This is a genomic window from Martinezella sp. CNPSo 3732, from assembly GCF_057784515.1.
In genome coordinates this window covers 80,634-104,855 of record NZ_JBXSOO010000004.1, presented here as the reverse complement: position 1 = coordinate 104,855, position 24,222 = coordinate 80,634, and the positions used below count along the sequence as shown (strand labels likewise).

At 61.3% G+C, this 24,222-nt stretch carries 20 protein-coding genes and 2 riboswitches; of the genes, 5 read left to right on the top strand and 15 right to left on the bottom strand.

Annotated features, from left to right (window positions below; genetic code table 11):
* Nucleotides 1-11: 11 nt before the first annotated feature.
* From AC13RM_RS11225 to AC13RM_RS11205, 5 genes are all read right to left on the bottom strand, one after another.
* Nucleotides 12-1,436, bottom strand: coding sequence for a M48 family metalloprotease (locus AC13RM_RS11225; protein WP_285176395.1), 1,425 nt, complete (start codon nucleotides 1,434-1,436; stop codon nucleotides 12-14).
* A 378-nt stretch (nucleotides 1,437-1,814) separates the two neighbouring features.
* The gene (locus tag AC13RM_RS11220; RefSeq protein ID WP_488555125.1) at nucleotides 1,815-2,543 is read right to left on the bottom strand and encodes a thiamine ABC transporter ATP-binding protein; all 729 of its coding nucleotides are present in this window, start codon (nucleotides 2,541-2,543) and stop codon (nucleotides 1,815-1,817) included.
* Nucleotides 2,536-4,173 (bottom strand): thiamine/thiamine pyrophosphate ABC transporter permease ThiP, encoded by a 1,638-nt coding sequence (gene thiP / locus AC13RM_RS11215; RefSeq protein WP_488555124.1) that lies wholly within the window; start codon nucleotides 4,171-4,173, stop codon nucleotides 2,536-2,538. The genes AC13RM_RS11220 and thiP overlap by 8 nt, the downstream gene beginning before the upstream one ends.
* A gap of 10 nt (nucleotides 4,174-4,183) precedes the next feature.
* Nucleotides 4,184-5,212, bottom strand: a complete 1,029-nt coding sequence (gene thiB / locus AC13RM_RS11210; RefSeq protein ID WP_488554952.1) for a thiamine ABC transporter substrate binding subunit — start codon at nucleotides 5,210-5,212, stop codon at nucleotides 4,184-4,186.
* Nucleotides 5,213-5,263: 51 nt separating this feature from the next.
* A riboswitch (TPP riboswitch) is annotated at nucleotides 5,264-5,379 on the bottom strand.
* Nucleotides 5,380-5,450: 71 nt separating this feature from the next.
* On the bottom strand, nucleotides 5,451-6,989 hold the full coding sequence (locus AC13RM_RS11205) for an MDR family MFS transporter (RefSeq protein WP_488554951.1): 1,539 nt from the start codon (nucleotides 6,987-6,989) through the stop codon (nucleotides 5,451-5,453).
* 167 nt (nucleotides 6,990-7,156) lie between these two features.
* Between AC13RM_RS11205 and AC13RM_RS11200 the strand changes: the two genes are divergently transcribed.
* The 5 genes from AC13RM_RS11200 to AC13RM_RS11180 all read left to right on the top strand — a co-directional run bounded on the left by AC13RM_RS11200 (nucleotide 7,157) and on the right by AC13RM_RS11180 (nucleotide 14,913).
* Nucleotides 7,157-7,684 (top strand): MarR family winged helix-turn-helix transcriptional regulator, encoded by a 528-nt coding sequence (locus tag AC13RM_RS11200; protein ID WP_167078080.1) that lies wholly within the window; start codon nucleotides 7,157-7,159, stop codon nucleotides 7,682-7,684.
* A 72-nt stretch (nucleotides 7,685-7,756) separates the two neighbouring features.
* Nucleotides 7,757-8,410: a thiamine diphosphokinase gene (locus tag AC13RM_RS11195; protein ID WP_167078082.1), complete on the top strand. Its 654-nt coding sequence runs from the start codon at nucleotides 7,757-7,759 to the stop codon at nucleotides 8,408-8,410.
* A gap of 2 nt (nucleotides 8,411-8,412) precedes the next feature.
* Nucleotides 8,413-10,242 (top strand): ABC-F family ATP-binding cassette domain-containing protein, encoded by a 1,830-nt coding sequence (locus AC13RM_RS11190; protein WP_488554950.1) that lies wholly within the window; start codon nucleotides 8,413-8,415, stop codon nucleotides 10,240-10,242.
* A gap of 322 nt (nucleotides 10,243-10,564) precedes the next feature.
* A complete protein-coding gene (locus tag AC13RM_RS11185) occupies nucleotides 10,565-11,740 on the top strand; it encodes an efflux RND transporter periplasmic adaptor subunit (RefSeq protein ID WP_208409293.1) in 1,176 nt (391 codons plus the stop codon).
* Nucleotides 11,737-14,913, top strand: a complete 3,177-nt coding sequence (locus tag AC13RM_RS11180) for an efflux RND transporter permease subunit (protein ID WP_113231341.1) — start codon at nucleotides 11,737-11,739, stop codon at nucleotides 14,911-14,913. Before AC13RM_RS11185 ends, AC13RM_RS11180 begins: the two co-directional genes overlap by 4 nt.
* 108 nt (nucleotides 14,914-15,021) lie before the next feature.
* On the opposite strand, the gene AC13RM_RS11175 is transcribed toward AC13RM_RS11180, so the two are convergent.
* The 10 genes from AC13RM_RS11175 to AC13RM_RS11130 form a co-directional block, all read right to left on the bottom strand.
* A complete protein-coding gene (locus tag AC13RM_RS11175) occupies nucleotides 15,022-15,750 on the bottom strand; it encodes an SIS domain-containing protein (RefSeq protein ID WP_488554949.1) in 729 nt (242 codons plus the stop codon).
* 23 nt (nucleotides 15,751-15,773) lie between these two features.
* Nucleotides 15,774-16,931, bottom strand: a complete 1,158-nt coding sequence (gene nagA / locus AC13RM_RS11170; RefSeq protein ID WP_488554948.1) for an N-acetylglucosamine-6-phosphate deacetylase — start codon at nucleotides 16,929-16,931, stop codon at nucleotides 15,774-15,776.
* Nucleotides 16,931-17,962: an SIS domain-containing protein gene (locus tag AC13RM_RS11165; RefSeq protein ID WP_488554947.1), complete on the bottom strand. Its 1,032-nt coding sequence runs from the start codon at nucleotides 17,960-17,962 to the stop codon at nucleotides 16,931-16,933. Before AC13RM_RS11165 ends, nagA begins: the two co-directional genes overlap by 1 nt.
* Nucleotides 17,959-18,732 carry a GntR family transcriptional regulator gene (locus AC13RM_RS11160; protein WP_440479897.1) on the bottom strand — a complete coding sequence of 258 codons (774 nt, stop codon included), beginning with the start codon at nucleotides 18,730-18,732 and terminating at the stop codon, nucleotides 17,959-17,961. Before AC13RM_RS11160 ends, AC13RM_RS11165 begins: the two co-directional genes overlap by 4 nt.
* Before the next feature lie 122 nt (nucleotides 18,733-18,854).
* The gene (locus tag AC13RM_RS11155; RefSeq protein WP_488554946.1) at nucleotides 18,855-19,880 is read right to left on the bottom strand and encodes an aldose epimerase family protein; all 1,026 of its coding nucleotides are present in this window, start codon (nucleotides 19,878-19,880) and stop codon (nucleotides 18,855-18,857) included.
* Between the two features lie 133 nt (nucleotides 19,881-20,013).
* Complete coding sequence (locus tag AC13RM_RS11150; RefSeq protein WP_488554945.1) at nucleotides 20,014-20,505, bottom strand: hypothetical protein; 492 nt, start codon at nucleotides 20,503-20,505, stop codon at nucleotides 20,014-20,016.
* Nucleotides 20,506-20,615: 110 nt separating this feature from the next.
* The gene (locus AC13RM_RS11145) at nucleotides 20,616-21,809 is read right to left on the bottom strand and encodes a vWA domain-containing protein (protein WP_488554944.1); all 1,194 of its coding nucleotides are present in this window, start codon (nucleotides 21,807-21,809) and stop codon (nucleotides 20,616-20,618) included.
* A gap of 3 nt (nucleotides 21,810-21,812) precedes the next feature.
* On the bottom strand, nucleotides 21,813-22,739 hold the full coding sequence (metA, locus tag AC13RM_RS11140; protein ID WP_488554943.1) for a homoserine O-acetyltransferase MetA: 927 nt from the start codon (nucleotides 22,737-22,739) through the stop codon (nucleotides 21,813-21,815).
* Nucleotides 22,740-22,787: 48 nt separating this feature from the next.
* Nucleotides 22,788-22,865, bottom strand: a riboswitch (SAM riboswitch).
* Nucleotides 22,866-22,944: 79 nt separating this feature from the next.
* Nucleotides 22,945-23,367, bottom strand: a complete 423-nt coding sequence (locus tag AC13RM_RS11135) for an NUDIX domain-containing protein (protein WP_488554942.1) — start codon at nucleotides 23,365-23,367, stop codon at nucleotides 22,945-22,947.
* Complete coding sequence (locus AC13RM_RS11130; RefSeq protein WP_488554941.1) at nucleotides 23,367-24,209, bottom strand: AAA family ATPase; 843 nt, start codon at nucleotides 24,207-24,209, stop codon at nucleotides 23,367-23,369. The genes AC13RM_RS11135 and AC13RM_RS11130 overlap by 1 nt, the downstream gene beginning before the upstream one ends.
* Between the last annotated feature and the right edge of the window lie 13 nt (nucleotides 24,210-24,222).

Below are 24,222 nucleotides of genomic sequence, written 5' to 3'. Positions count from 1 at the left end.
AGAAGATCGATCTATTCCGAGATAATTTTGACCCTGTCGCCCGGCGCAATCGTCGCCCCGGTTGGCAGGGCGTTGATCAGTTTGAACAGGTCGAGCTTGCGATCGGTGCCCATCATGCGGGCAGCAAGCGTGGTAATGGTGTCGCCAGGCTTGACGGTGACGACACGTACGCGCAGCGGCTTCAGCGAGGCCGCCTCGTCCGGTGTCATATGCCGGAAGCTTGCGCGCAGGACATTGGCGGTCTGATCGAGCTGGGCGATATTTCCTTTCGGCACTGCCGTCAGGAAACGGAAGATTTGCGTGCGATCGCGGATCACCGTGACATCGAAATCCCAGCGATCGGCCGAAGCGCGCGCTGTCGCCGCCGGCATGCCATTGACGGTGATCGACTGAATCGAGTTCGGATCGAGGCCCGTGACCCAGCCGCTGGAAATATAGTTGGTCAGATTCTGGTTCTGGGTATCGGCAACGCCGTCAAAGCGGATGGCGATGTCGCCGGGGCCAGTCGCCATGACGGCTTCGACCTTGTTGTCGATACGGAAATCGGGCGGCACGTCGAAGCGGATGCCGAGGCCGCCATGCAGGAAGGTCTGGCCACGCACATAGCCCTCCTCCGGGCTGTCGCCATAGAGGAGGCCGTCGATGCCGTTGAGATAATAGTCGCGGCCGATGTCGCCGACCTTGCCTTCTTCGCCGAATTCGCGCGCATGGGCCTTGGCAAGGTCGATACGCTGCGGCGTGCTTGGATGGCTCGAAAGGAAGTCCAGGCTCTGGTCCACGTCGGAATTGGCCGACATGAAGCGGCTATAATCCTCCATCGCGTTCAGGAAGCGCGCCGCGGCGTAAGGATCGTAGCCGGCCTGACCGAGTGTGCGAATACCGATCTCGTCGGCCTGGAGTTCCTGCTGGCGCGAGAAGGCGGCAAGACGCAGCTTGCCGCGGGCGAGCGCCTGCTTGCCGGCCAGATCGCTCGACAGAACTTCCGAAACGACACGGCTGGCGATGACTTCGGCTTCCTCGCGTTTCTGCCGCTCGATGCCGTGATTGGCTGTTACGTGAGCCATCTCGTGCGATAGCACCGCGGCGACTTCGGATGCATCATTGGCAAGCGCCAGAAGGCCGCGTGTCACGTAGAGATAGCCGCCTGGCAGCGCAAAGGCGTTGATCGAGGGCGAATTGAGGATGGTGATGCGGTAGGACTGCTGCGGATTCTCCGACACGCTGGTCAGCGCGCCGGCGATGCGGGCAACGAGGCGCTCGGTTTTGGCATCCTTGTATTCGCCGCCATAGCTTGCGAGGATACGTGGATGCTCGCGAGCGCCCATCTGTGCGCGCGGATCGTTCTTCTGCACTTCGGAAACGATCTGCGGATTGGCGGAGGGCGAAACGCTCGGCTGATAGGATTGATCCATCACCGTCTGGCAGCTGTTCAACATTGCCGCGGCCGTAAGGAAGGGCACAAAGCGGCGCAAACGGGCTGCGACGGTCACATCGATCCTTCGTTCTGCTCGCTTGCTCTGCTTCAGGACCTGTATCCTACTCATTTCGCTGTCATGCCGGCTCGGCGCCAAATCCGGTTGATCGTTACCGGGCCGATCATCGTCGTGCGCCGATAAAGGTTGTTTTCGCCCCCATCTATCCGCGTTTACCCGGACGGTCTCCACCCCTTGCTGTAGCCGATTTTGGCACCGGTTGCATAGCGAGACTCCGTTTAAATGTGGCGGCGTTGTATTTTAGCAAGCATTCCCCAGGACTTTCAGCCGCTTGCCGCGACGAAATTAAGGCAAAACCAGCGACAAGATGCCATGACACAATCAATGTTGCAGAAATGTGGTCAATGCCGGAATGCTGTCCGTCTCTAGGAAGGTTCCTATGGGAGCGGCGAGCCTGATCGTGCCGCCATCGATGAAGACGGCGTGGTCGGCAAGGCGCCGCACTTCGGCGGGATCATGCGAGACGATCAGCACGGTATTGCCGGTTTCGCGATGCAGGGTTTTCAGAAGTTCGACCATGCCGGAGCGCAGGCCGGGATCGAGGGCCGCGAAGGGTTCGTCGAGCAAAAGGATCGGCTTGTCGCGCACCAGAGCCCGAGCGAAAGCGGCGCGCTGCCGTTCGCCACCGGAGAGCGTCCCCGGTTTGCGCGTCTCGAAACCGGGCAGTCCGACGCGCGCCAGGGCTTTCGAGACCCTTTGCCGGTCCTGCGCCGAGAGCCTCAGCGAGGGGTTGATGCCGAGACCGATATTGGTGAAGAGGTCGAGATGGGCAAAGAGGTTGTTATCCTGGAAGACGAGCGACACGGGCCGCTCGGCGGGATGCAGGCCGGTTACATCCTGTCCGGCAAGCATAATGCGGCCCCGATCCGGCGGTTCGAAGCCGGCTAGCAAATTGAGGAAGGTCGATTTTCCTGATCCCGACGGGCCGGCGACAGCGATGATCTTGCCTTGTGGCAAATCACAGTCGAAACGGAAATCATGGGTGCCGAGGCGCAGCTCGACGCCGGCCATGGCAACGCCCCGTTCGTTCCTGTCGTGGCCGTCAGTCATGCCGCCTGCTTTCGTCATCGCGTGCGCCTTGGCCGGCCGTGCCGGCAATGGTCAGGAGAAGACATACAAGGCCAAGGATCAAGGCATATCCATCAGCATCATTGGTGCGGTAGCTGCCGAGCTTGCTATAGACCAGCCAGGGCAGGGTCATCAGGCTGTCCGAGCCGAAGAGGGCCACGGCGCCGAGATCGCCTAGCGACAGGGCCATTGCGAAAGACAGTGCCGTAAAGAGCGGTTTGCGCAGACCGGGCCAATCGATGAGGCGAAGGCGGGAAATGCCGTGAACGCCAAGGCTCGCCGCCAGCCGTTCGGTGCGACTGACATGGACCGCATAGGCCGGCTCGATGACGCGGATGACGAAAGGCAGCGCCATCAGCGCGTTGATGACGACGATCAGGGTGGCCGCAAAGCGGCTCGGATCTCCCAACGGCCGGAGTGCCAGGAACCAGCCGGTTGCCAGCACAATCGGTGGCACCAGCAGGATGAGGGAGGAGCTTGCGCCTAATGCGATCGCCAGACCGCGCAGACCGAGGGACTTTCGGCGATCCGCAGATATCACCGAGCGGGCGCGAATGATCGCGAAGGATATCAGTACGGCCAGAAGGCCCGCAGCAAGCGCGATTGCAAGACTTGTGACTGCCGCCTGCAGAAAGATAGGCTGGCTGGCGAGCTTAAAGAGGTTCGCCTCAAGGCCGGTGACGACGACCGAAGCAAGCGGCAGGCCGAGAAAGAGCGTGGCGGTCGACAGCATGATGGCATCGATCCATCGGGCGGCGGGCGCCTGCCCATCGATGCGCCGCAGGGCGCGGCCGCTGATTAGCCCATGATCGTCCGGTGCGCGAAACAGCGTCATGGCGCCGAGTATGACGAGAGTGACGACGATTTGCAGCAGCGATAGCAGGACGGCGCGGCCGGGATCGAAATCGAAGCGGAGCGCTTGATAAATCGCCACTTCCAGTGTTGTCGCAGCCGGACCGCCGCCGAGGATTAGGACCAGCGTGAAACTGGTGGCGCAGAGCATGAAGATAAGGCCGGCAATGCCGGGAATGAGGCCGCGCAGGACAGGCCATTCGATGAAGCGGAAGACCGAGGCAGGCCTCATGCCGAGTCCGCCGGCCACCAGCCAATATTCAGCCGGGACACGCTCCAACCCGGCCAGCATCAGCCGGCAGGCGAGGGGCATGTTGAAGAAGACATGCGCAAGCAGGATACCGGCAAGGCCATAGATGCTGACGGGCTGCGACAGGCCGAGTGCTGATAGCGCCTGATTGATAAGCCCCTGTCGGCCCCATATGCCGAGCAGGCCGAGCGCGCCGATCAGCACCGGCAGGCCCATAGGCACGGCCATCAGCCGGATCAGCCACAATCGGCCGGGAAAGCGCGGCTGGCGCGCCAATGCCCGGGCCACCGGGATGGCGAGCATAACGGAAAGCAGCGTCGAGAACACCGCCTGTAGCAGCGTGAAGCGCAGGACGCGCAGCAGGTAGGGGTCTGCCAGGGGATTGGTGCCGCCAGATTCGATGCCGGCGGCGAGCAGGGCGAGTACGGCGATCCCGACGAAGACCACGATGCCGGCGAGACTGAATGTCCCGCCGGAAATGGCGCGTCTTCGCTCTGGTGCCGTGAGTATCGTCAAAGCATCAGTTGCCGCTGGTGGCGGTCAGCCATTCGTCGATCCAGGCTTTGCGGTTCTTGTCGACGTCGGCGGGGCTCATCAGGAAGGTCTTCGAGGGCACCACGAGCTTGCTGAAGGCTTCCGGCAGCGGTTCCGAAGTGGCCGAGGCCGGCATCATCCAGTTGCTTGTCGGTATGATATCCTGGAAGCCCGGTGAGATCATGAATTTGAGGAAGTCGCGCGCAAGTTCCTTGTTCGGCGAGGACTTGATGAGGCCGGCAACCTCGATCTGGATGTAATGTCCTTCCGAGAAGGCGGCGGCCTGATAGCGATCGGTCTTATCCTCGATCATGTGATAGGCCGGCGACGTCGTGTAGGAGAGCACCATCGGCGCTTCGCCCTTGGTGAAGAGGTCATAGGCTTCCGACCAGCCGGGGGTGACGGTCAGGATGCGGCCTTTGAGCTTCGCCCAGGCATCGGCGGATTTGTCGCCATAGATCGACTTGACCCAGAGCAGCAGGCCGAGGCCCGGCGTCGAGGTGCGCGGGTCCTCGATGACGATCTTCTGCGAGGGATCGCCCTCGACGAGATCCTTCATGCTCTTCGGTGGGTTCTTAACCGTCTGGCTGTCATAGATCACGGCGAAATGGCCGTAGTCGTAGGGCACGAAAACGTCGTCCTTGAAGCCGCCGGGAACCTTGAGTGCCGAGGTGTCGACGCCGCTTGCATCGAAGAGGCCAGTATCCTTAGCTTCGTCGACGAGATTGGTGTCCAGGCCGAGAACGACATCGGCCTTGGTGCCGGCGCCTTCCAGCTTCAGGCGGGAGAGAAGTGCCACGCCGTCGGTGACAGCGACATAATTGACCGTGCAGCCGCAGGTCTTTTCGAAAGCGGCCTTGACCTTGGCACCCGGACCCCAGTCGGCGGTAAAGCTCTCATAGGTGTAGATGGTCAGGGTCTTGTCGGCTGCAGCGGCAGACTGCGCGGCACAAAAGGTCGTTCCGGCTGCAAGGGCCAAGCCGGCGAAGAATGACAATAGCGATCGGTTTTGCACGACAGCGCCTCCACTTTGGTTTCGTCTTGAAGGGGAAAAGGGCGCTATGATTTTTGTCACGCGTCTAATCCCTCCGCCGGTGTTAGCCGGATCAGGTTCCGCGGGTTGGCCGATGAAAGCCTCTCAGCCAAATGTCCTGAAGGACATAGGCACCCCGTTAGAGCGTCGGCAGATTTAGCCTTGTGACGGAGGGATGACAAGGGAAATGATTCCCTTGCCGATTGCAGGCCGAAGGAGCTTACTCGGCGGCGTGCGCGGCGGCCGTCGGGCTGTCGAATTTCTTAGCCGCACTTGGAAGCTGCACGTTCTTCAGCGTCAGCGCGGTCAGCAGGCCGATGAGACAGATGCCGGCGGCGGTCATGAACAGCGGGCTGAAGGCGCTCGCATAGGCATTGGCGACGGCCTCGCGGGTCGCCTCGGGCAACGCGGCCATCATCTTCGGAGTCAGCTGCTCGATGTCGGATATGCCTGATATGGAGACGCCGACATTGCCGAGCTTGGCGGCGATGATGGCGCCATAGACGGAAATGGCGATGGAGGCGCCGCCCATGCGCGAGAGCGTGACGGCACCCGTCGCCGCGCCGACGTCACGCGCTGCGGCTGCATTCTGTACGCCGATGACGGGCACCTGCTGGGCAAGGCCGATGCCGACGCCGTGCAGCAGCATCAGGCTGCCAATGAGGGCGATGGGCGTGCCGGCATGGACGAAGGCGAGTGAAGCGAATGCGATTGTGCTGCAGGCAGCACTTGCGACGGCGAAGGGCTTGTAGCGGCCCCTTGCGGCGATCAGCCGGCCGGCCGATAGCGAACCGCAGACGATGCCGCCGGTCAGGAGAATGAACAGCAACCCGGCCATGGAGGGCGAAAGGCCCGTCGTCGTCTGCAGGAAGAGCGCGAAATAATTCACCATGCCGATGGCCACGGCACCGCTGGTGATCGAGAGGATCAGCAGAAGGCCGAATGTCGGATTGCGGAACAGCGTCATCGGCACGATGGGCTCGGGTGCGCGGCGCTCGATGAAGACCCAGGCGATGGCGCAGATCACCCCGAAGGCGATAATACCGAGGCATTGCGGCGAGAGCAGCGACCCGAAGAGTTCGCTTCCGTCAGCAGCAAGCACGATGCTTGTCGTCGTCAGGGCAAGAAGGATGGCGCCGGCATAATCGATCTTCGGACGGCGGGCCGGCTTGCGGTAGGGCAGCATGAAGGCGAGGCCGGTAAGCACGATGAAGCCGATCGGCACGTTGACGAGGAAGATCGAACGCCAGCCGAAGAGATCGCTCATCGTGCCGCCGAGAACGGGGCCGATGGCGCCCGACGCCATCAGCACGAGGCTCGAATAGCTCTGGTAGCGTGCGCGCTCGCGCGGCTCGAAGAGATCGGCGTTCACGGCGAAGATCGAGACCATGATACCGCCGCCGCCGAAGCCTTGAAGGACGCGGGCGGCGATCAGCGTATCCATCGAGACGGCAAGGCCGCAGACGGCGGAGCCGATCGTGAAGATCGCGATCGCCGTCATCATCACATATTTGCGGCCGAAGAGATCGCCGAGCTTGCCGTAGACGGGCATGACGGCGGAGAGCGAGAGAAGATAGGCCGATCCGATCCAGCCAAAGCGCTCCAGATGTCCGAACTCGCCGACGATCGTCGGCAGTGCCGTAGAGACGATCTGGTTGTCGAGCGTTGCCATGAACATGGCAGTCATCAGAAACAGGAAGAGTATGAGCCGCCGTTTATGATCCGCCACGAGCGGCGCGAAAGTTGTCTGCATGTCCATGGGGCAGGAAATCCGAGCTTGGCCGAAACGCTGCGCGGTCGATCGAATGCGCGGGACGCCCCGGTTTTCATAGTTTATATATGTGTGCCAATAGCATATAATTGTCAATGACAGGTGAATGCTGTTTGCATGTTTTATTTGTTTTCTGCCTCTGATATGGTGGAAAGATGACATCTGCGACCAATACACGTGAAGTTGAAGCCTCGGAGCTGACCGAAGACGAGAATCTCCTGCGCATCGGCCATGCGATGACGCGCATGCGTCTGCTGACGGGCCGCCGCATGATCGGCAGGCTTGCCATCCAGAGCGTGGCACCGGGCCTCGAGCTTTCGCATCTCGACGTACTCGATGTCGTGAGGCGGGCAGAGGCGACGGGCGAAGTCACCGTCGGCACGATTGCCGAGATGCTGCGGATCGATCCGTCGCGGGCAAGCCGCATCGTGGCCGACATGGTGACGCGCGGCGTTCTGCGCCGCAAGGCATCGCAGGCGGATGCTCGGCGTATCGTGGTGGTGCTCACCGCGCTGGGTCAAAGATTGCTGTCGGAGATCCAGGCGCAGAAATTCTCCGTCATCGGCAGCATCTTCGCCGACTGGACGCAGGAGGAGATCGAGAGCTTCTCGCTGCTGTTCGATCGCTATGTCAGCGGCTACGAGCAGGTTTTCCAGGCGCGCATCAAGGAAACGGACGACTGAGCGGTCGGCGCGGTTGTTCTTGTGCATCGCGCTCTTCCCTAGGGATACGACTTTGCGCTATGGGCATGCCTCATGAGCCAGTCCACCACCTTCACCATCCTGCTTGGCGGCGAGCTTCGTTTGACGGAGCGGCTGCGCGATGCCGTTTCCGGCAGCCGCTTCATCGCGGCCGACGGTGGCATGCGCCATGCGATCACGCTTGGTGTGAAGCCTGAGCTTTGGGTCGGCGATTTCGATTCCACGCCCGCGGATTTGCAAGCCGCCTTTCCCAATGTGCCCAAGCAGCCCTATCCGGCGGCGAAGGCTGCAACGGACGGCGAAATTGCCGTCTCGGAAGCGATCGATCGCGGCGCCACGAGACTGATCCTGGCGGGCGCCATGGGCGGCGAACGTTCCGACCATGCGATCCAGCACCTGCTTTACGGCGTGCATCTGGCCGAAAAGGGCCTCGATATCTTGCTGACCTCCGGTGACGAGGAGGCGGTGCCTCTTCCGCCGGGCGAACTCACGCTGACGCTACCCTCAGGCTCGCTGTTTTCGGTTCTCGGTTTCAGCGATCTGACGGGCCTGTTCATCGACAATGCCCGTTACCCCTTGCGCGATTTTCATTTGCCCTTCGGCGCGTCGCGCACCATTTCCAATGTAGCGGAAGGCGATGTGCGCTTTTCGCTCGGCAGCGGCAGGGCCATTGTTCTTGCCCGCCCTTATGACCTTTCCGGAGTCTGATCTTGGCCCCTCCCATTCTGAAACTCGACGACATCTTCCTGAGCTTCGGCGGCGCGCCCTTGCTCGCCGGTGCCGGCCTGCAGGTGGAGCCCGGTGACAAGATCTGCCTTGTCGGCCGCAATGGTTCCGGCAAGTCGACGCTTTTGAAGATCGCCGCCGGCCTTGTCGAAGCGCAATCGGGCGAGGTATTCCGTCATCCATCGTCGACCGTGCGTTATCTTGAGCAGGCGCCGGATTTTGCCGGTTACAAGACGGTGGCGGCCTATGCCGAGGCTGGCCTCGGGCCGGGTGACGATCCCTATCGTGTCACCTATCTCCTTTCCCATCTCGGCCTGACCGGCGAGGAAGATCCGAAGAATCTCTCGGGCGGCGAAGCGCGTCGCGCGGCTCTTGCCCGCGTTCTGGCGCCTGAACCGGATATCCTGCTGCTCGACGAGCCGACGAACCATCTGGATCTGCCAACCATCGAATGGCTGGAAGGCGAGCTGCAGAAGAGCCGCAGCGCGCTCGTGCTGATCTCGCACGACCGTCGTTTCCTCGAAAAGGTGTCGACCGCGACTGTGTGGCTCGATCGTGGCACCTCGCGCCGTCTGGACAGGGGCTTTGGCTATTTCGAAGCCTGGCGCGATCAGGTGCTGGAAGCCGAAGAGCTGGAGCAGCATAAGCTCGGCAAGCAGATCGAGCGCGAAGAGCACTGGCTGCGCTATGGCGTGACGGCGCGGCGCAAGCGCAATATGCGCCGGCTCGGCGAGCTGCAGGACATGCGCTCGCGCTATCGCGGTCACAAAGGCGCTTTGGGCACGGTACAGGCGGCTGCTTCCGATGCGCAGGAAAGCGGCAAGCTGGTGATCGAGGCGGACAAGATCACCAAGTCCTATAATGAGCGGGTCATCGTCGCGCCCTTTTCGATCCGTGTGCATCGCGGCGATTGCATCGGTCTCGTCGGCCCGAACGGCGCCGGCAAGACGACACTTCTGAAGATGTTGACCGGACAGCTCGAGCCCGATAGCGGCACGGTGAAGCTCGGCACCAATCTGGAGATCGCGACGCTCGACCAGAAGCGCGAGGAGCTCAATCCGGAAGATACGCTCGCCAACTATCTGACCGATGGCCGCGGCGAGAACCTGCTCGTCAATGGCGAGCAGCGGCATGTGACTGGCTATATGAAAGAATTCCTCTTCCAGCCCGAACAGGCGCGCACGCCGATCAAGAATCTTTCCGGTGGCGAGCGCGCCCGGTTGATGCTGGCGCGCATCCTATCGCGGCCGACCAATCTTCTGATCCTCGACGAACCGACGAACGATCTCGACATCGAGACGCTCGATCTGCTGCAGGAGATCGTTTCCGGTTTTGCCGGCACGGTCATCCTCGTCAGCCATGATCGTGATTTCCTCGACCGTACCGTGACCTCGACGATCGCGCCCGCCGATCCCGAAGATCCGGACGGCCGCTGGATCGAATATGCCGGCGGCTATTCCGACATGCTCGCCCAGCGCAAGGGAGCGATCGAGGAGCGGAAACGGGCTGAAAAGGCGGCCGAAAAGCCGAAATCGACCGAAGCTTCGGCGACGGCTTCCGAGGCTTCGAAGGGAAAGGGCAAACTTTCCTACAAGCAGAAATTCGCGCTCGAAAACCTGCCGAAGGAAATGGCGAAGGCGGAAGCCGAGATTGCCGCCCGCGAAAAGAAAATGGCCGATCCGAACCTCTTTTCCAAGGATGCCGCAACGTTCAACCGTCTTGTTACGGAGATGGAAAAGCTGCGCGAAAGCCTGACCAAGATGGAAGAGGAATGGCTGGAGCTGGAAATGCTGCGCGAGGAGCTGGAGGGCTAGGGCTCATATCCGCTCATCCTATGCGCGTCTTTACTATGCAGTAAAAACAATCGGTTGCGCTCGGTCGCCGCCGGTTCATTCCCTGTTGTCGAATCCGATAAACCGTTTATACATTAACGCATGCTGCCGGACGACGCGCCGGTTGATACCCCCGGGCCGACGTGGCCCGTGGCGCATGTTGGGGAAGTCCGAAGCGACCTGATTACATTGCGCCTGATGGCGACAGGTTCTTCGTGGAAAGTTGCAGGCAAATTTCGTGAGCGCTTACCGTGATGACGGCGCTTGATGCCGCATGCGGTTTTTCGAGGGGGGCTTCATGCCGATGCTGCCGCGTGCCGTTTTGTTCAGCTGTGTTCTTGCCGTTTTCTCGGGCGCCCAGGCGCTGGCGCAGGGGGCGCCGCCGGCCCCGCCTGTGACGGTCGCCAAGCCTGTGGTGCGCGACGTCGTCGACAGCGACGAGTTCATTGGTCGCTTCCAGGCGGTCGATGAAGTTTCCATTCGCTCGCGAGTGGGCGGCTATCTGCAGGAAGTGCATTTCAAGGATGGCGCTATCGTCAAGCAGGGCGACCTGCTTTTCGTCATCGACCAGCGGCCCTTTGTCACCGCGCTGAACGAATCGACGGCCTCGCTAGAAGTCGCGAAGTCGTCCCTGACGCTCGCCGATGCGCAATTCAAGCGCGCGCAATCGCTGTCGACAACGGGCAGCCAGTCGGCATCGACGCTCGATGACCGCCGCCGCGATCTCGTTTCCGCCGAGGCGAATGTGCGCGGCGCACAGGCCGCTGTCGATCGCGCCAATCTCGACATGGATTTCACCAAGATTACTGCACCGCTCAGCGGCCGCATCGACCGGCGCCTGATCTCGGTCGGCAATCTGGTGCAGGCCGATCAGACCGTGCTGACGACCATTGTGTCGCTCGACCCCATCGATTTCTATTTCGACGTCGACGAGCGCCGGCTGCTTTCCTATGCCGACGAGGCTCGCAAGAATGGCAGTGCCCTGCAGCAGGGCGGTGGCGGGCTCGATGTGACCGTGACCATTGCCGATTCCCGCCAGAAGCCGTTCAAGGGCAAACTCGATTTCGCCGAAAACCGCGTCGACAACGAAACCGGCACGATCCGCGTCCGCGCCAGGTTTCCGAACCCCGATCTCATCCTGCAGCCCGGCTTGTTCGGACGCGTTCAGGTGCAGGGCTCGAACAGCTACAAGGCAATCCTCGTTCCCGACGAAGCCATCGGTTCCGACCAGAACCAGCGCGTCGTCTATGTCGCCGATACCGCCGGCAATATCACGCCGAAGCCGGTGCGCCTCGGGCCGAAGCTCTACGGCTACCGCGTCATCCGTGACGGCATGACCGGCGACGAGACGATCGTCGTCAACGGGCTGATGCGCATCCGGCCCGGCGCCAAGGTGACGCCGCAGCTGATCGAGCTGCCGCAGCAGGCGACGAATGACGAACCGCCGGCTCAGGCCGATGCACAGGGGACGAGCCAATGAGGTTTTCCCACTTCTTCGTCGATCGGCCGATTTTCGCATCGGTCCTCTCCATCGTGCTGCTGATCGTCGGCGGCATCGCTTATTTCCAGTTGCCGGTAGCGCAATATCCCGAGGTCGCGCCTCCCACCATCGTCATTCGCACCTCCTATCCCGGCGCCGACGCACAGACCATCGCCGATACGGTGGCGACGCCGATCGAGCAGGAGGTCAACGGCGTCGAGGACATGCTCTACATGTCCTCATATTCCAGCGCCGACGGCTCCATGTCGCTGACGGTCACGTTCAAGCTCGGCACCGATCTCGACAAGGCGCAGGTGCTGGTGCAGAACCGCGTCGCCATTGCCGAGCCGCGATTGCCCGACGACGTCCGCCGCATCGGCATTACGACAGTCAAGAGCTCGCCCGACCTGATGATGGTCGTGCATCTTCTCTCGCCGAACAACCGCTACGATCAGCTCTATATTTCCAACTATGCGCGTACGCGCATCCGCGACATTCTCGTCCGCCTGGATGGTGTCGGCGATGTGCAGCTCTTCGGCGAGCGGCAATATTCGCTGCGCATCTGGCTCGATCCGGAAAAGCTCGCGGCCTACGGCATGACCGCCGGCGATATCGTGCAGGCGCTGCGGGATCAGAACGTGCAGGTGTCCGGCGGCGCGATCGGCGGGCCGCCGGTTTCGGGCACCAACGCCTTCCAATACACCGTCACCACGCAGGGGCGTTTTTCCGACGCGCGGCAATTCCGCTACGTCATCGTCAAGGCGACAGGCAACGGCCGCCTCGTGCAGCTGCAGGATGTCGCACGCATCGAGCTCGGCGCTCAGGATTACGTCACCAACAGCTATCTGAACGGCAGCCCGGCGGTGGCGCTCGGCGTCTTCGCCCGGCCCGGCACCAATGCGCTCGCCGCCGCCGCTGATATCCAGAAGACCATGGAGGACTTATCGCAGGATTTCCCGCAGGGGCTCGAATACCGCATCATCTACAACCCCACGGAGTTCATCGCCGAGTCGATCCACGAGGTCTACAAGACGATCTTCGAAGCGGCGGTTCTCGTCGCCATCGTCGTGCTGGTTTTCCTACAATCCTGGCGAACGGCGATCATTCCGATTGTCGCAATCCCCGTTTCGCTGATCGGCACTTTTGCCTTCCTGCTTGCCTTCGGCTTCTCGCTGAACATGCTGACGCTGTTCGGCCTGGTACTCGCGATCGGTATCGTCGTCGACGATGCGATCGTGGTGGTGGAGAATGTCGAGCGCAACCTCGCACTCGGCATGACGCCGAAAGAGGCATCACATGTGACCATGAACGAGGTCGGTACGGCGGTGCTCGCAATCTCGCTGGTGCTGATTGCGGTCTTCGTGCCGACAGCCTTCATTCCCGGCATTTCCGGGCAATTCTACCGACAGTTCGCGGTCACGATCTCGGTCGCGACGGCGATCTCCTGTCTGAACTCGCTGACGCTCTCGCCGGCGATCGCCGCGATCGTCCTTCGTCCGCACAGCCACGAGAAATCCAACAATGTCTTCGCGCGCTTCGGCCGTGCCTTGGGTGATGGGTTCAACAGGGGTTTCGAGCGAATGAGCCAGGGATATTCCTGGATCGTCCGCCATCTCGTTACGACGTGGGCAGCGCTCGCCTGCGCGCTTCTCGTCTTTGCCGGTCTGCTCGCCGGAACATGGTACATGGGCCGGATCGTGCCGCAGGGTTTCGTGCCTACAATGGACCAGGGCTATGCCATCGTCGTCGTCCAATTGCCTGACGGCGCCTCGCTCGCGCGCACCAATGCCGTTATCCAGAAGGCGACGGGGATCATCAACAAGACGCCCGGTATCGCCAATGCCGTCGCGTTTGCCGGCTTCAACGGCGCGACCTTTACGAACGCCTCGAATTCCGGCGTCATCTTCACGCCGTTCAAGCCGTTCGAGGAGCGCCTGAAGACCGGGGACTCGGCGACAAAGATCATCGGCCAGCTCTTCGGCAGCCTGCAGGGCCTCCAGGAGGCCTTCATCATCGCTATTCCGCCGCCCTCAATCCGAGGCATCGGCAATTCCGGCGGCTTCAAGATGCAGATCATGGACCGGGAAAATGCTGACATGCGCCGCATCCTGCCGCTCGCCTACCAGATGATGGGCGTCGCGGCGCAGAATAAGGGCGTAAGTGGCGTCTTCACCACCTTCTCCGCCAACAGCCCGCAATATTTCCTGGCGATCGATCGCGACAAGGCGCGGGCGCTCAACGTGCCGATCCCGAATATCTTCGAGACCCTCTCGATCAACCTCGGCACGTCCTATGTCAACGACTTCAATGCCTTCGGCCGCGTCTACCAGGTGCGGGCGCAGGCCGATCAGCAATATCGCATGGATCGTGAGGATATTCTGGCACTGAAGGTGCGCTCGGCGACCGGAGCGCTCGTACCGCTCGGCACGCTGGTCGATATCCGGGATACGACTGGGCCGACGCTCGTGCAGCGCTACAACATGTATGTCTCGGTTCCCGTGCAGGGCAATCCGGGACCGGGCGTCTCCACCGGCTCGGCCCTCGATATCATGGAAGGGATAGCAAAGAACCTCCTTCCTTCGGGCACGACCTTCGAATGGACGGAGCTTGCCTATCAGGAAAAGCATACCGGCAATACGGCGATCTATATCTTCGCCCTGTCGGTCATCTTCGTCTTCCTGGCGCTGTCTGCGCAGTATGAAAGCTGGGTCCTGCCGCTTGCTATCATCCTCATCGTGCCGTTGGCAGTTCTGGCGGCATTGATCGGCGTACATCTCAGGGGCATGGACAACAACATCCTGACCCAGATCGGTTTGATCGTGCTGATCGGTCTTGCGGCCAAGAACGCGATTCTGATCGTGGAGTTTGCCCGACAGGCGCAGCTTGAAGGAAAAAGCGCCGTCGAAGCGGCGATCCAGGCCAGCCATCTGCGTCTGCGCCCGATCCTGATGACCGCCTTCGCCTTCATCTTCGGCGTCGTGCCGCTGATGATCGCCACAGGCCCGGGCGCGGAAATGCGCCAGTCTCTCGGCACGGCCGTCTTCTCCGGCATGCTGGGGGTGACGCTGTTCGGCCTGTTCCTGACGCCGGTCTTCTACGTCGTCCTGCGCCGCCGGCGCAAGCAGGCAGAAGCCGCGCAGGAGCCCTCGGCTACCGATGCGGCGGCACAATGATACCCAACAGAGCGGCTGAACGTTTCACGGGAAACGCTCAGCCGCTCTATCCGATTGTTTTTACGTTGCTTCCGAGAGGATGCTGCTGGGCGCTTCCCGGCCGCGGCCTTAGAGATGCGGGTTGCGCGGCCGGTATTTCTTGACCAGTTGCCGGTTGGTTTCCTTGGCACCCGGCATGTTGGCGCTGAGGTAGACGGGTGGATTGCCATCCTTGCAGAGTTCGGCGGCGACATCGGCGAAGATGGCGTTCAGCACGGTGGCGCCGACGGCTGTTGAGGCCGGCCCGACCTTCAGCTCCGTTCCCGACAGCTCTATCATCGCGTCACCGGGCGGCAGGCCGTTGTCCAGCACGATATCGGCGATATCGGCGAGCTTTCTGCGTCCATTGGCGATGGCGGCCGAATAGGCGAGCGATGTGATGGCGATGACCGTTGCGCCGATCTCGCGGCCATAATCCGCCGCCTCGATCGGTGCGGCATTGACGCCGGAATTGGAGGCTATGATCAGCACATCGCCCGGCTGCATGCCGTAGCGCTCGAAGACCGGGCGAATAAGACCCTCGGTGCGTTCATAGACCGAGCTGATGACGGCACCTTCATGCAGCATGGCGGAGCCCACCAGCACGGGAATGGTGAAGGCGAGGCCGCCGGCGCGATAATGCACTTCTTCGGCCAGCATATGCGAGTGGCCGGTGCCGAAGACATAGACGCGGCGGTCGGCGCGGGCGGCGGCGCAAATGGCGGCCGAAGCCCGGGACATGGGTTCGGCCAGCGTTTCACGCAGGGTTTCCAGCCGGCCGATGAGGGCGGAGAAATAGCTGTCCGTGACTGCGCTCATTCCGAGCCTCCTTATATGCTGTGTCAGGCCGAAGCTCGACCCGAGATCCATGTTTCCGTCACTTCGATGCCGTCGTTGATGTGGACGAGATCGGCTCGCATTCCCGGCGTCAGATGGCCGCGGTCGGCAAGCCGCAGGAAGCGGGCGGGATAGGAGGTCGCCATGCGCAGCGCTTCCGCCAGCGGCAGCTCGAGAATATTGACGCCGTAGCGGATGGTGGAGGCCATATCGACATCCGAACCCGCCAGCGTGCCGTCGTCGAGCGTCAGCTTGGAGCAATAACCGCCCTTGGTGCGATAGACCGTGCGGCCATTCAGCGTGAAACTCGGAAGATCGGTGCCGACCAGCGACATGGCATCCGTGACGAAGAACAGCCGGCCTTCGCCGCGCTTGGCGCGCAGCGCGACGCGCAGCGCTATCGGATCGACATGATGGCCGTCGGCGATGATGCCGCACCAGGGGGCAGGGTGATCGATTGCCGCACCGACGAGACCGGGCGCGCGATGGCCCATCTGGCTCATGGCGTTGAAAAGATGGGTAACGCCGCGGGCGCCGGCATCGAAGCGCGCATCGGCGGCTTCAGCCGTGCAATCGCTATGGCCGATGCTGACGATGACACCGCCCTCGCTGAGTGCCTGCACCTGCCGCTCCGTCACCTGCTCGGCCGCCATGGTGACCAGCAGCGTGCCGATCGCCTCGCGGGCGCGGATGAAAGTCTTGACGTCGCTGTCTTCGACCGGACGCATCAGTTCGGCCAGATGCGCACCCTTGCGGGCAGGCGCCAAATGCGGGCCTTCCAGATGCACGCCGGCGACACCGCGATTGGCTTTCACGGCTTCGATGGCCGCTTCAATCGCGGCCGTCGTTGCGGCTGCGACATCGGTGATGAGCGTCGGTAGCAGCGACGTCGTGCCGTAGGGGCGATGCCCCTCGGCAATCATGTACATGGAGGCGGGCGAAGGCTCGTCATTCAGCATGCGGCCGCCGCCGCCGTTGACCTGCGCATCGATGAAGCCGGGAGCAAGCACACCGCCCTTCAATTCGATCGTCTCGGCATTGTCAGGTACGTCATTGGCACCGGTGATGGCATGGATACGGCCATTGCCAACCACCAACGCGCTATCCTCGTGAAACCGATCGCCATCGAAGATGCGGGCACCGGTAAAGACCTTGTAGTCCATCACATGGTCTCCGTTACCTTGAGAAGATTAGCCGGCTTGTCCGGGTCGAAGCCCTTGCGACGCGTCACCGACTCGATGAGGCGATAGTAGCACAGCAGCGACACGAGCGGATCGAGCAGGCCGTTGCCTGTCGTCGGCATGCGCAGGTTGATGCCGGCAAGCGGCGCGGTCGAGAAGGAAACGGCCGTGGCGCCGAGCTTCTGCAGGCGCTCGAGCGCCTGGGCATTGTTGGTGAAGGCGGCGTCGTCGGGCGAGAAGGCAACGATCGGGAAGCCTGGCTGCACGAGGCGCATCGGGCCGTGCATCAGTTCGGCAAGCGAGAAGGCTTCGGCATGAAGCCCGGCGGTTTCCTTGGCCTTCAGCGCTGCTTCAAGCGCGATGGCGAAAGCCGGGCCGCGGCCGCCGGTATAGAGCGAGGAGGCGTCGAAGAGCACATCTTCGGCGGTACTGCCGTCGATGCCCGAGGTGGCGGCAAGCGCTTCCGGCAACTTGGCAAGACCATCGATCAGCGCCTTGTCCTGCGACACTGCAGCCGTGACACCGGCTAGAGCGGCAACCGAGGCGATGAAGGATTTGGTCGCGGCGACGCTCTGTTCCTTGCCGGCGTTGAGGCCGAGCACGATGTCGGCTTCCTTGGCAAGGGGGCTGTCGGTGACGTTGACGACGGCGATCGTGGTGGCGCCGCCCTTCTTGGCGGCGGCCTGCATGGCGATGATGTCGGGGCTGCCGCCGGACTGCGAGACGGTGAAGTGGATGCCGCCCTTCAGATGCAGCGGCGCGCCATAGACGGAGGCGATCGACGGACCGACAGAAGCGACCGGAATGCCGCAGGAGATTTCGAACAGATATTTGAAGAAGGTGGCGGCATGGTCGGACGAGCCGCGTGCCGCCGTCGTGATCAGCGATGGACGGCCAGCCGAGAAGAGCTTCGCGATCTCGGCAAAAGCAGGCTTTTCCTTTTCAAGCAGCGTCGCAACCACCTCGGGCGATTGGCCGGCTTCCGTCAGCATCAGGGATTGGGTCTCGCTCATAGGTCATCTCCAATTCTCAATTCAGCAACAAAATCATAAGCATCGCCGCGATAATGCGAGCGGGTATATTCAACGACGCGCTGGTCGGCGAGGCGGGAAACGCGCTCGATCAGTAGCGCCGGCGCCCCGGCCTTGACGGTCAGGATCGAGGCGGAGGTCGGGTCGAGCGTCACGGCAGTCAGCCTTTGCTGGGCACGCACCGGCTTGAAGCCCTTGGCGGCCAGCGCATCGTAAAGCGACCCTTCGGATATAGCATCTTCGCCCAGAAACTTGATGGGAACGACGGCGCGCTCGATGGCGAGCGGCTGGCCGTCCGCCAGCCGCAGCCGGTCGAGCCGCAACACGGGTTCGTCGAGCCCGAGGCCGAGCAAGAAAGATTCTTCCGGCGCGGGCGCGCTGACGGTGCGTGACAGGATGCGCGCCGCCGGTTCGCGACCGCGAGAGCGCATATCGGCGGAAAAGGAGGAGAGGCGCCACAGCGGCTGCTCGATGCGCTCGACATGCTGCGAGACGAAGGTGCCGCTGCCGTGGCGGGATTCGATGACGCCCGAGGCGAGGAGATCGCGATAGGCGGTTCTCACCGTGACGCGGCCAATCTGCAGGGCACCGGCGAGATCCCGCTCGCCCGGAAGTGCCGTGCCCGGCTTCAGCAAGCCTTCCTGGATGAGGCCGGTCAGCGCCTGTGCCAGACGCTTGTACAGCGGTCCGCTTCCGGTCTCGTCGCTGAGGCCGCGATTGTTCAATTCGGTGATCAAACTGGTTCTATCCATGGCTGCTATATAGAACCTATTTAGAACCAATTCACAAGGTGAATCTGTCTCTAGCGCAAAAAAGAATGGCCGGGCGCTTTTAGACGCCCGGCCGATTTTTCAAGTGAGCAGGCATCTCCAACCTAGTTCTTGGTGAAGATGTAATCCGTTTCCTGCCGCAATACCTCGCCTGGGCGGAGTACGGCATTGGGGAAGTTTTCGTGGTTAATGGCGTCAGGCCATACCTGTGTTTCCAGGCAGAAGCCGGCGAACGGGCCGATCTTGCGGCCGTCATGGCCGGGAACCGGCACATCCAGCTTGAAACCGGTATAGAACTGCACGCCCGGCTCGGTGGTGCGGACCTCAAGCGATACGCCGGAATTGACGCTGCGGGCAAGGACGACGGATCGCTTGGCGGTGCGCTCGGTCGAGAGGCAGAAATTGTGGTCGTAAAGCGCCTGCTCGCTTCCTTCGAAGCGTTTCATCGGCGCCATCTCGCGGAAATCGAAGACAGAGCCTTCGACGGAGCGGATCTCGCCCGTCGGCACCTGCTTGTCATCGGTCGGCGTGTAGTGGTCGGCCGCGATCATGATATCGTGGCCGAGGGCATCGTCGCGGCCGTCGAGGTTGAAATAGGCATGCTGGCAGACATTGGCGAGGGTTGGCTGGTCGGTGGTCGATTCGTAGGTGACGGACAGTTCGCCGTCACCATGGACCCGGTAGGTTGCCTGGATCGTGCAGTTGCCGGGATAGCCGGCGCGGCCATCGGGATCGACGATCTTCAGGACGACGCGGTCCGTACTATGCTCGACGATGGTCCAGTTGCGCTTGGCGATATTGTCCTTGCCGCCGTGCAGGTGGGTGACGCCCTTTTCGTTGAGCTCGAGCTGATACTGCTTGCCGTCGAGGGTGAAACGACCGGCGCCGATGCGGTTGGCGCAGCGGCCGGGCGTGGCGCCGAAATAGGAGGAATGGGCAGGATAATCAGGGAAATTGTCGAAACCGAGCAGAAGCGAGGGCTCGTGGCCTTCAAGGCGAAGATCCTGAATGACTGCGCCCCACGACATGATATGGGCCGTCAGGCCGCCACCGACGATCTTGACGCGATAGACGGTCTCTCCATCGGCCGTTGTCCCAAAATGTTCCCGCTGCAAAGTGCTTTCCGTCATATCAGCTCATCCATTGCTTTTGAGTATGCGAGGCCAGACCCTGCCTCCATTCGCGCGGTTCCGCAACCGATTCCCTGGCGAAATTTAGGCGCGGGTGGAAAGGAAGCAAGGTCTGATTAGGCTTTGCCCATCGCTAGTAGACTGACACGTTATACTGTGAATGTGAGGCGCATAAGAAAGGCGGTCGATTTCGTCCTGATCCGTCCGGCTTGTTGTGAAGAGAGTTGGTCGTCCGTCTGCTGAAAAGCGTGCGAATTAATTGGTTCGACCCATCCGCTTTTTCGGCCTCCATGATCACCATCAACCTGTCGCCGCGAACGGCGAGAAGGATATAGAACGCCTTTTGACTGTATTTTTCCACATAGGAGCTCCAGCGTCCCATACCTGCCGCGTAGCTGGCGTTTCCATAACTGCTCGTTTCCGCAGTAGCGCTCCAGCCATTGCTGGTGCTGATCCTCATAAACCTGCCCTGCCTGATTATTCCCATGCGGCACTTTTCACCGACGCTGGCGTTGAAGTCGATCTGTTCCCATTGTCCGGAGAATCCCTCTTCTTCGGATCTCGCCTGCTGCGAGGTGAACAGAATGGTTGCGATGAAGAGAAGTAATTTTAAAGCGTGGCGCACGCACATCTCCACCGGGTTCCGCAGCGAGTCGGAGCGATATCTGCTGCACTTCTATTTCTATAAATGGTTGTGTTTATTTGGTGGCGCCGTGACAGGCAAATGCTGAAAATTCAGCGCGACAATTCCCGCGTCGCCCTTTCCAATCCGCCAAGCGTCAAGGGATACATGCGGTCGCTCATCAGGCGGCGGATCATCGAAATGGAGGTTGTATGGCCCCAATAGTTTTCCGGCACCGGATTGATCCAGATACATTTGCGGAAATGGCCTGTCATTCGGGCGAGCCAAGTCTCGCCAGCCTCCTTGTTCCAGTGCTCCACCGAGCCGCCCGCTTGAGTGATCTCGTAGGGGCTCATGGAGGCGTCGCCGACGAAAACGACGCGGTAATCGGGACCGAAGGTGCGGATCAAGTCGGCCGTCGCCGTGATATCGACGCGCCGGCGGCGATTGTCCTTCCAGACGCCCTCGTAGAGGCAATTATGGAAGTAGAAATACTCCATGTGGCGAAACTCCGCGCGGGCGGCGGAGAAGAGTTCTTCCACGACGCGGATGTGATCGTCCATCGAGCCGCCAACATCGAAGAACATCAGCAGCTTGACGGCGTTGCGGCGCTCCGGCCGCGTCTGAACATCGAGATAACCATGTTCGGCGGTGGAACGGATCGTGCCGGAGAGATCCAGTTCCTCGGCTGCCCCCTCGCGCACCCAACGGCGAAGACGCTTCAGCGCCACCTTGATGTTGCGGGTGCCGAGCTCGACGCCGTCATCGAGGTTCTTGAAGTCGCGCCGATCCCAGACCTTGACGGCGCGGCGGTGGCGCGAGGTTTCCTGGCCGATACGTACGCCTTCGGGGTTGTAGCCATAGGCGCCGAAGGGCGAGGTGCCTGCCGTGCCGATCCATTTCGAGCCGCCCTGGTGCCTGCCCTTCTGTTCCGCCAGCCGTTCGCGCAACGTCTCCATCAGCCTGTCGAAGCCGCCGAGTGCCTCGATCTCTTTTCTTTCCTCTTCGGTCAGATGCCGTTCGGCAAGCTTGCGCAGCCACTCGTCAGGAATGGCGGAAGGCTCCACCGCTTCTCCCTCGGCATTGCCGGCAATCGCCTCGAAGCCACGAAAGTAATCGGCGAAGACCTGGTCGAAACGGTCGATGAAGCGCTCGTCCTTGATCAGCGTCGCGCGGGCCAGATAGTAGAAGGCCTCGACATCGTAATCGGCAATCCCTTCTTCCATTCCCTCAAGCAGCGAGAGGAACTCCCGGAGCGTCACCGGAACCTTCGCTTCCTTGAGTTTCAGGAAGAAGGGAATGAACAAGCCTCAAGTCCTTTCCTGGCCGATCTCCTCCAGATCATACGGCGTGGTCTGGTAGATCTCGTTGATCCAGTTGCCGAAGAACAGATGCGCGTGGCTGCGCCACCGGTTCTGCGGGGGAATTTCCGGGTCGTTATGCGGGAAGTAGTTGTGCGGCATCTTGATCGGCACGCCGGCATTCACATCGCGGAAATACTCATCCGCCAGCGACGTGGAATCATACTCCACATGATTGAACATGTAGAGCCGGTTGCAGGCCTGCTCGTGCACGAGGCAGACGCCCATCTCGCTCGAATCCATCAGGATCTGCAGGCCAGGTACCTTTTCGATGTCGGCGCGGCGCACTTCGGTCCAGCGCGAAACCGGAATGGCGAAATCGTCGGAGAAGCCGTTGAGATAGACCGAGGAGGGCTTCAGGTTCTGGTGGCGATAGACGCCGAAGGCCTTTTCCTTCAGCGTATATTTCGGCACATTGTGGAAGTGATAGATCGCCGCCATGGCGCCCCAGCAGACGTTCATCGTCGAGTGGACGTTGGTCGCCGTCCAGTCGAAGATCTCCTGCATTTCCTTCCAATAGGTGACGTCTTCATATTCCAGCAGCTCGATCGGGGCGCCCGTGATGATGAAGCCGTCGAATTTGCGGTGCTTCACCTCTTCCCAGGTCTCGTAGAAAGCAAGCAGATGCTCTTCGGAGGTGTTCTTGGCCTTGTGTGCGCCGATGCGCACCAGCGAAAATTCCACCTGCAGCGGCGATGCGCCGACCAGGCGCGCCATCTGGATCTCGGTCTTGATCTTGTTTGGCATGAGGTTGAGAAGCCCGATCTGAAGAGGGCGGATATCCTGACGGAATGCCACCGTTTCAGTCATCACCCGCACACCCTCATTCTGGAGGGTTTCAAACGCGGGGAGCGTATCGGGAATCTTGATGGGCATTGTTTCACTCGCCAAATACAAAAAAACCGGCCGCGATCATGAATCGCTACCGGTCCGCACGCGGCCCTTTAGCGACTTATTTAACGTGGCTGCAAGCCGGCCGGCCAAATCACCACGAGAGAAATTCAATAGACCTGACATCTCCGCGGGTCAATGGGCAGGGGTCGGGGAAATTCCGGGGCTGAGTTCGGAGGCGCGATGTGGCCTACAGATATTTAAGGAGGGCTTCCATGCCGTAACCGAGGCGATGCCTGGCAGCCTCGATCGGTAGCCAGAAGAAGCGGAAGCCGATCGGGTCGCCACCGTCGAAAGGCGTCATTTCGTAGTGGAGCCAAGTGGCGGGCACTCGTTCGGAGATACCGCAGCGGAAATAGTGCCGCTGGTGATAGTAATCGCGGCCGTTCTTTTCGAAACGGTAGTCGTGGACACCAAGCGGATAAAGTTCGTGTGGCGCAAAACCGGTCTCCTCCTCGAATTCGCGCGCTGCGGCCGCCGCAATGTCCTCACCAGCTTCGACAGTACCGCCAGGAACCTGGAGCTGGACAGCGGGAAAATCCGGTTCGTCGAAGACAAGCAGATGCCCATCCCGAACGGCATAGATCAGGACCTTGACGGCATCGGGTTGCATTATCGTCCCTGTCCTCGCGCCATGAAGGCCAGCCGTTCGAAAAGGTGCACATCCTGCTCGTTCTTCAGAAGCGCGCCATGCAGTTTCGGCAAAACGCCCTTTGCATCCGCGCGCAGCGTTTCGGGATCGATGTCGTCTGCGACCAGCAGGCGGATCCAGTCGAGCGCTTCGGAGGTCGATGGCTTCTTCTTCAGGCCCGGCACGTCGCGGATTTCGAAGAATTGCGTCAGTGCCGCATGGACGAGCGTCTGCTTGATGCCAGGATAATGCACCTCGACGATGCGTTTCAGCGTCTCCATGTCGGGAAAACGAATATAGTGGAAGAAACAGCGGCGCAGGAAGGCGTCCGGCAGTTCCTTCTCGTTGTTCGAGGTGATGATGACGATCGGGCGGACGGCGGCCCGGATCGTCTCGCCGGTCTCGTAGACATGGAATTCCATGCGGTCGAGTTCCTGCAGGAGATCGTTCGGAAATTCGATATCGGCCTTGTCGATCTCGTCGATCAGCAGCACGCATTTCGTCGGCGAAGTGAAGGCCTGCCAGAGCTTGCCCTGGCGGATATAGTTCCTGACATCGTGAACTCTGATGTCGCCGAGCTGACTGTCGCGCAGGCGCGAAACGGCATCATATTCGTAGAGACCCTGCTGAGCCCTCGTCGTCGATTTGACATTCCATTCGATCAGTTCGAAGCCGAGAGCGGCGGCCACCTGGCGTGCAAGTTCGGTCTTGCCCGTACCGGGCTCGCCCTTTACCAAAAGCGGGCGCTCCAGCCTTATAGCGGCATTGACGGCGACCATCAGATCCTTGTCGGCGATATAGTCGGCGGTTCCCTGAAATTGCATCGGAAGGCTTTCT